Below are 6,469 nucleotides of genomic sequence, written 5' to 3' on the forward strand. Positions count from 1 at the left end.
CAGCAGCAGCGCCAGCAGCAGGCTTTGCAGCACGATCTGGTTGAGGATGAAGTTGCGCCAGTAGGTGATGATGGCGGACAAGGTGTCCAGGCTGAACAGTCCGGTCTTGGGGGTCAGGTAGTTGCTGTAGTCGCGCAGGAACTGGATGGCCGGCTGGCGGCCTTGATGGTCGCGCAGTGTCTGTTCCATGCCGGCGTTGCCGGCGCGGCGCTTGAGCGCGGACAGCCAGCCGCCGAGGTAGCCGCCGCCGGAGACGGTGGACAGGTAGTCGATTTCGCGCAGCCAGCGGCTGCTGGCCAGCGCTTGCAGCACGCCCAGGTTGAAGGTGGCGCTGCGGATGCCGCCGCCGGAGAAGGCGAGGCCGGCTTGCGGCGCTTCGCTGCCGCCTGGGCGTTCCACGCCTTCTTCCGCCCGCGCGGCGGCGAGGCCGGCGCGTTCGTCGGCGTTGACTTGGGAGAAGGGCTGGGTCGGGGTGCTCATCGGGTTCTTTCCGTTGGTCCGGCTTTGTCGGCGGGTGTTGGACTGGCAACCATTTCGTCGAGGCGGCTGATGATATTCATGGCCCTGAATCCGCTGCGCGGATGATGATTTTGATTGCCGGGGCTGCCCGGCGGGCAGGGAAAGGATATTTGTTTGGCCAAATATCCTCTCCACTCCTAAAGGCCACCCTGCAAGCCTGGCCTGCGGCTTCCCGCCGGGGCCCGTCAGGCCCGAGGCGCGGCTGAACTCGCACCGCGCTAGCGTCGCGGTGCTCGAACAGGCAGCCGCTTAAGACCTCGGGCCTGCCACCCGGCGGCAGGCTTGAAGGGACCCGGGGCGCGTCGGATATGTAGTGTTTTTGGCGTTTTTCTAGTGGCTTCACATTGCTAGCTAAAACCGTGACTCGCCCTCCCTCAACGCTTGGCGTCTTCCAAAATCGCATCCGCCGCCTTCTCCGCGATCATGTAGACCGCGGAGACGATGAAGAAGCCGGGAATGCGCGGAAACACCGAGGCGTCCACCACGCGCAGGCCGCTGACGCCGTGGACGCGGAAGCGGCTGTCCAGCACGCCGCCGGCCTCGCGCGCGCCGATCGCGCAACTGCAGGAGGCATGGTGGCCCCAGGCGTTGTCGCGGACGAACTGACGCAGTTCATCGTCGCTCTGCACCGCTTCGCCGGGCAGTTCTTCTTCCGCGATCAGGTTCTGCTTTTTCAGATCGGCGGTGAGGCTGCGCACGAATTTGATGCCTTCCACCACCGAGTCCAGGTCTTGATCGCCGCCGGCGCTGCCTTCCTCGAAGTAGTGGAAGTTGATGTCCGGCGGGTCGCGCGGGTCGGCGGAGCGCAGCCTGACCGTGCCGGCGCGGTTATTGGTGTGCGCCTTGAGAATGGCCCAGGTCAGGTAGTTCAGGTGCTCGGGGAACAGGCGCGAGTAGCCGGGGAAATAGCCTTTGAACAGTCCCAGCAGCGCGAAGCAGAACAGGTCCGGCAGCGGGCGTTCCTGCGCCGAGCGGCGGATCACCGCCAGCACCGCGCCATTGGTGGTGTAAACGCCCTTGCGGCCTTCCGCCCATTGCTTGTATTGCGGATCGCCGGGCGCGAATTCCGCGTCCTTCAGCACTTCCCAGTGCTTGAAGTTCATCCGGTTGACCACGCCCACTTCGTAGCGGTCCTGCAGGTTCTGGCCGACGCCGGGCAGGTCCACGCGCGGCAGGATGCCGTGTTCCTGCAAGTGGGCGGCCGGGCCGATGCCGGACAGCATCAGCAGCTGCGGGCTGTTGAAGGCGCCGCCGGCCAGGATTACTTCGCGGCTGCAGCGCGCTTCGCGGCGTTCGCCGGCGGCGTCGCTGACCCGGCCGCTGGCGCGGTAGAGACCGGCGCCTTTCAGATATTCCACGCCGACGGCGCGCAGGCTAGCGTCGAACAGCACTTGCGTGGCCAGCGCGTCCAGCTCGACGCGCAGCCGCTCCGGGTGGCGCGCCGCCACGTCCAGCACCCGTTCGCGGCTGCCGTTGCGCTGGTGGTCGCGGGTGGCCAGCGGCGGGTAGCAGACGCCGACGGCGTTGTCGCGCACCAGCCGCCAGTCGTTGGGGTCGGCCTGGCCTTGCAGCAGCCAGCGCCAGCTGTGGTGCGGCACGTCCACTTCCTGGAACACCTTGTCCACCGATACCAGCAGGGTGTCCACCAGGCCGGCGTCGCCCAGCGCGGATTCCGGTATCGCCTTTTCGGTTTGCAGCCAGCCGCGCCAGCCGTGGCGGGTGGGGTTGACGCCGAGCAGGCCCAGCCAGCGGTAGAGCGGGCGGTGATGGCAGTTTTCCAGCCGCTCGAAATAGCCGCGCATGGTGTCCGCGCGCCAGCTGTCGTCGCCGGTGAGCCGGGCGATGTTGTCCCAGTCCGCGTTGTGCGGGTAGACGGTGATCATGGCGTTGTGGGCGGTGCAGCCGCCCAGGGTGCCGGCGCGCGGGTAGAGCACGCCGTCCACGTTCTGGCCGTTCCATTGCGCGCGGTATTTGGGGTCGCGCTTCTGCTGGGCGTCGTCGGCGTAATGGCGGACGAAGTAATCCAGCTTCATCGCCTCGTTTTCCGATGCCAGCGCGTGGAACACCGGCACGTCGTAATCGTCGGGCAGGCGGTCGGCCTGGGGCTGCCAGGCGTCGCCGCCCTTGAGCGCGCGCGGGTCGCCGCCGGCCTCCAGCAGCAAGACCCGGTGCCCGGCCTCGGCCAGCCGCGCCGCCAGCGTGCCGCCGCCGGCGCCGGAACCCACCACGATGTATTCGTATTCGTCCATGGCGCTCGTTTCAGAAGGTTTTCAGGAAGGCGATCAGCGCGTATTTGTCGCTGTCGCTGAGGCCGGCTTCATCCTTCATATAGCCGGTGCCGAAGTAATGGCCGCGGTTGACCACGAAGTCCGGGCAGGTGCTCAGCTCCAGCATCGGCTTGACCAGGTTGGCGAACACCTTGCGCGCCTCTTCGTCGCTGGCGCCGGGCGGCAGCGCCTTGAGGTCGTGCTTGATCTTTAGCAGCAGGTCCAGCAGTTTCTTGTCGTGCTTGAGCCGCTCGCCCAGCGAGGGGTTGTCCAGCGTCACTTGCAGGTTGGCGATCAGGTTGACCGGGGTGCCGGCCGGGATCGGCCCCAGTTCCACGCCGTCCTTGCCGAACAGCCAGGGCAGGTAGCGCTGCAGCGGGCCTTGCAGCTCTTGCAAGGTGTCCGGCAGGTAGCCGGTGGGCACGCGCAGATAGCTGCGGGCGGTGGTGCGGTCGATCACGCCGGGCACTTTGTCGCCCAGCACTTTGTCCTTCTCGCGTTTTTCCGGCCACAGCAGTTGCTGGATGGAGTTGTCGAAGGACTCCATGCGCGCCGCCACCGACGGGCTGGGGTTGAACTTGCCCAGGCTGTTGTTGAGCAGGAGGGGCGCGGTGGACCAGACGCTGATCAGCGAGGCCGGGCGGGTGTAGCCGCGGCCGCCGGCCGGCATCTTGTACTGCCAGGGCTCGCCGGTGAAGGGGTTGTGCACGGTGATGCTGCCGACCGAGGGCAGGTCCTTATAGGTCTTGGACGAGAAGTTGTCCCAGATATTGCCCTTGAGCGCATTGGTGGCCAGCGGGCTGCAGGCATTGGTTTGCAGCAGGGTCACCGGCACGCGCAGCTCGGTGGACAGGTAGTTGTCCTTCAGGAAGTCGTCGGCCTGGACGATCTGGCGCATCTGCGATTTGAAGTCCTCGGTCTTGGTCCAGTCCCAGTATTTCTTGAAGCAGGCCAGGTAGTCCGGGCCGGCGCAGCCGGCGGTGGGGTCCAGCGGCGACACCTTGGGCGGCAGCTTGCTGGAGTGGCAGCGCGCGCAGTTTTCCGCGAACACCACCTTGCCGCGGCTGAGCTGGGCGGTGTCGTGGCTCAGGTATTGCTCGCCGCCGGGTGCGTCCTTCAGCTTGTGCGGGTCGGTGCTCTTCAGGAAGAACAGCGCCATGTTCACCGTCTGCTGCTCGGTGGATTGCCAGTACACCGAGTTCTTGCGCGCGTCGGCGATCTGGATCGGGGTGATGGTCTTGCCGCCCACCAGCGGGTTGAAGTGCAGCAGCCATTCCTCGCTGAACAGGCCGATGTTCAGATACACGCGGTTCAGCGCGCCCAGCGCGCCCACCGAGTCCGAGCCGTCCTTCAGCACCCGCGGCGTCCACACGGTGTTGGGCGCTTGGAAGTATTGGGTCAGCGGGCCGGTCTTGACGAAGTCGTTGAACTGCTTGTTGTCGAGATTGCCGCCGGCCAGGGTTTCCTTGCCCCAGCGCTTGGCGATGTCCAGCCGCGCCTGCAAGCCGTACACCGCGTTCATGGTGCGCGGGTTGTTGATCGAGTCGGTGGATACCAGCGAGGTGTCCAGCGCGCCCGGCCGCGAGGTGTGGAACAGCTGGAAGGGGAAGCTGCTGGGGTCGGCCTGCCAGGAGAAGATGCGATCCACCCAGAAATACTGGGCGCCGACATTGGAGCTGAGGTTTTCCCATTTCGGATGTTCCGGGTCCGCCGGCGGTTTCACCGGATTGGGGCCGACATGGCAGAACGCACAGGACATGCCCACGCGGTAGGGGCGGATCAGGTCCTTGTCGTTGTAGTAGCTGGGGTCTTCGTAATAGCGCTTGGCGTCCCATTTCTTGGCGGCGGCTTCGTCGAAGGCCGGGTTGGGGAACAGGCGCAGGCCCACCACGCCGGTGGCGTAGCCGTAGAAGGAGCCGACGGGCAGGTTCTTGCCGCGCGCGCCGATGACGACGCCGGGGTATCTCTTCTCATTCTCGAACGGGTCTTTCGCGCAATCGGCGCGGCGCTGGTCCAGCCACAGGCCGAAGCGCTTGTCGTCCGGGCCGGCGGCCTTGTCGAAACAGGGTTCGTTGACCAGGCCCAGGTAGTTCCAGCGGTTGTCGCGGCTGAACTTGAGGCCGGGATGGGAGGACAGGGTCTTGAGCAGGTCCAGGTTGCCGACGCTGACGGTGGCCAGCTTGTCCCACAGCCTGTCGTTGCCGCCGGTCCACACCAGCCAGGTGTTGCGGCCCATGACCTCGGGGGTGCTCAGCGCCACCCCGCCGTCCATGTCCTTGAAGTAGTTCTCGTCGGCGGCGGTAAAGGATTCCACCGTGCGCTGGGCCTGCTTGGCTTCGTCCAGCACGGTGCCGGGCTTGGGCTGATCGTCACGGCAGCCGGCCAGGCTCAGCAGCAGCAATAGCGCCGCTCCCCGGCGCAGGGTAGGGGTCAACTGGGCCATCGCATTATCTCCATTCGGCATCACGGCGTTTTTGGTTTTGATCATTCATTTGGCATGTCAGCGCCTATCTCTGCCTATAGCACGGCGGCCGGGCCGGCGGCGGCTGCGTAACTTTGCTGAGCGTTATTACTGATGGCGAAAAACCGGCGCCATGGTCGATAGTTGAAAGTTGCCCATGGCGCAAAAAGGGATAATCGCGGCGCTCAAACCGCCGGCTGGACGCGGCGACGGCGCGCGCGGCGCGTTTTGTCGCGCCGGCGCCGCAGTGGCGAGCCTGTCCTTTATGCCTGGAGGCCGCACGGTGAAAACTCGGGGTCCCATCAGATTTGCATCAGGATTCGGTCGCGGCGCTGGGGGACACTTTCCCGGTCCAAGCATGAGCCCGGCAGGGCGTTTGACCGATGACCGATAACGATGTGTTGCACCCGCTGGAGACTTTGGAGGCCGCAGCCAAGCGCAGCGTGCCGGCCCAGGAAGTCTGGCTGCTGCCGCCGCGCCGGGAAGAGTCGCGGCTGGAACTGAGCTGGGAAGAGGGCGGCGAGACGCTGGCCCTGGCGCCGGACTGGCAAGGCTTGCTGCTGCTGGACCGCGTGGAGGTGTGCGTGCTGTCCGGCACGCTGGCTTTTCAGCCGCTGCGGCTGGAGCCCTTGAGCAAATTGCTGGCCTTCGTCGACGAATCCAAGACCGACGAGGCCCGCGAGGCGGACGCTGCGGAGGCACGCTGCGCGCGGCTGGAGCAGGCCGATCTGACGACCTGGCAGGACCGCAAGCGCTGCGAGTACTGGTTCTTGCTGCAGGTGCTGGCGCCGTCGCCGGCCTTCGCCGCGCTGCTGACGCTATTGCGCCGCAGCGAGAGCTATTGGCTGGTGCGCTTCCTGCTGGCCCAGTCCAGCCGTGGCGACAAGTTGCAGGAGCTGGGCGAGCGCTACGGCGTGTCCTATTCCCATTTCCGCCGGCTGTGCCGCCACGCGCTGGGCAATGCGGCCAAGACCGAGCTGCGCGACTGGCGCATGGCCCGCTCGCTGCTGGATGTGGCGGAGGGGCGGGAAAACCTGACCCAGGTGGCGCTCAAGCACGGCTATGCCTCGTCATCGCATTTTTCCAACGAGATCAAGGGGCTGATCGGCGTGTCGCCGCGCGGTCTGTCCAACATCATTCAACTGGCCACCAAATGAATCGAAGCTTTTTATCCGCCGCGCTGCTGGCGGCGGCGCTGGCCGCCGCGATGCCGGCCGCCGCC

The 6,469-nt window shown here is 66.1% G+C and carries 4 protein-coding genes; 1 reads left to right on the top strand and 3 read right to left on the bottom strand.

Features of this window, described 5'->3' with window-relative positions:
* The 3 genes from LQT98_RS20230 to LQT98_RS20240 form a co-directional block, all read right to left on the bottom strand.
* A partial coding sequence (locus LQT98_RS20230; protein ID WP_231464699.1) for a patatin-like phospholipase family protein occupies window positions 1–480 on the bottom strand: 480 nt, incomplete at its 3' end.
* A 413-nt stretch (window positions 481–893) separates the two neighbouring features.
* The gene (locus LQT98_RS20235) at window positions 894–2,768 is read right to left on the bottom strand and encodes a GMC family oxidoreductase (protein WP_231464702.1); all 1,875 of its coding nucleotides are present in this window, start codon (window positions 2,766–2,768) and stop codon (window positions 894–896) included.
* A 10-nt stretch (window positions 2,769–2,778) separates the two neighbouring features.
* The gene (locus tag LQT98_RS20240) at window positions 2,779–5,229 is read right to left on the bottom strand and encodes a cytochrome c family protein (protein ID WP_231464705.1); all 2,451 of its coding nucleotides are present in this window, start codon (window positions 5,227–5,229) and stop codon (window positions 2,779–2,781) included.
* A gap of 401 nt (window positions 5,230–5,630) precedes the next feature.
* On the opposite strand from LQT98_RS20240, the gene invF reads away from it, so the two are divergent.
* Window positions 5,631–6,404: an AraC family transcriptional regulator InvF gene (gene invF, locus LQT98_RS20245; RefSeq protein ID WP_269326102.1), complete on the top strand. Its 774-nt coding sequence runs from the start codon at window positions 5,631–5,633 to the stop codon at window positions 6,402–6,404.
* The last annotated feature ends 65 nt before the right edge of the window (window positions 6,405–6,469 follow it).

Origin of the sequence: Chromobacterium aquaticum, assembly GCF_021129195.1 — a bacterium.
GTDB classification, from domain to species: domain Bacteria; phylum Pseudomonadota; class Gammaproteobacteria; order Burkholderiales; family Chromobacteriaceae; genus Chromobacterium; species Chromobacterium aquaticum.

What these genes read in the sequence shown, in the direction of transcription:
- LQT98_RS20235 (WP_231464702.1), bottom strand. Translation starts at nt 2,768, where the DNA reads ATGGACGAATACGAATACATCGTGGTGGGTTCCGGCGCCGGCGGCGGC.
- LQT98_RS20240 (WP_231464705.1), bottom strand. Translation starts at nt 5,229, where the DNA reads ATGGCCCAGTTGACCCCTACCCTGCGCCGGGGAGCGGCGCTATTGCTG.
- invF (WP_269326102.1), top strand. Translation starts at nt 5,631, where the DNA reads ATGACCGATAACGATGTGTTGCACCCGCTGGAGACTTTGGAGGCCGCA.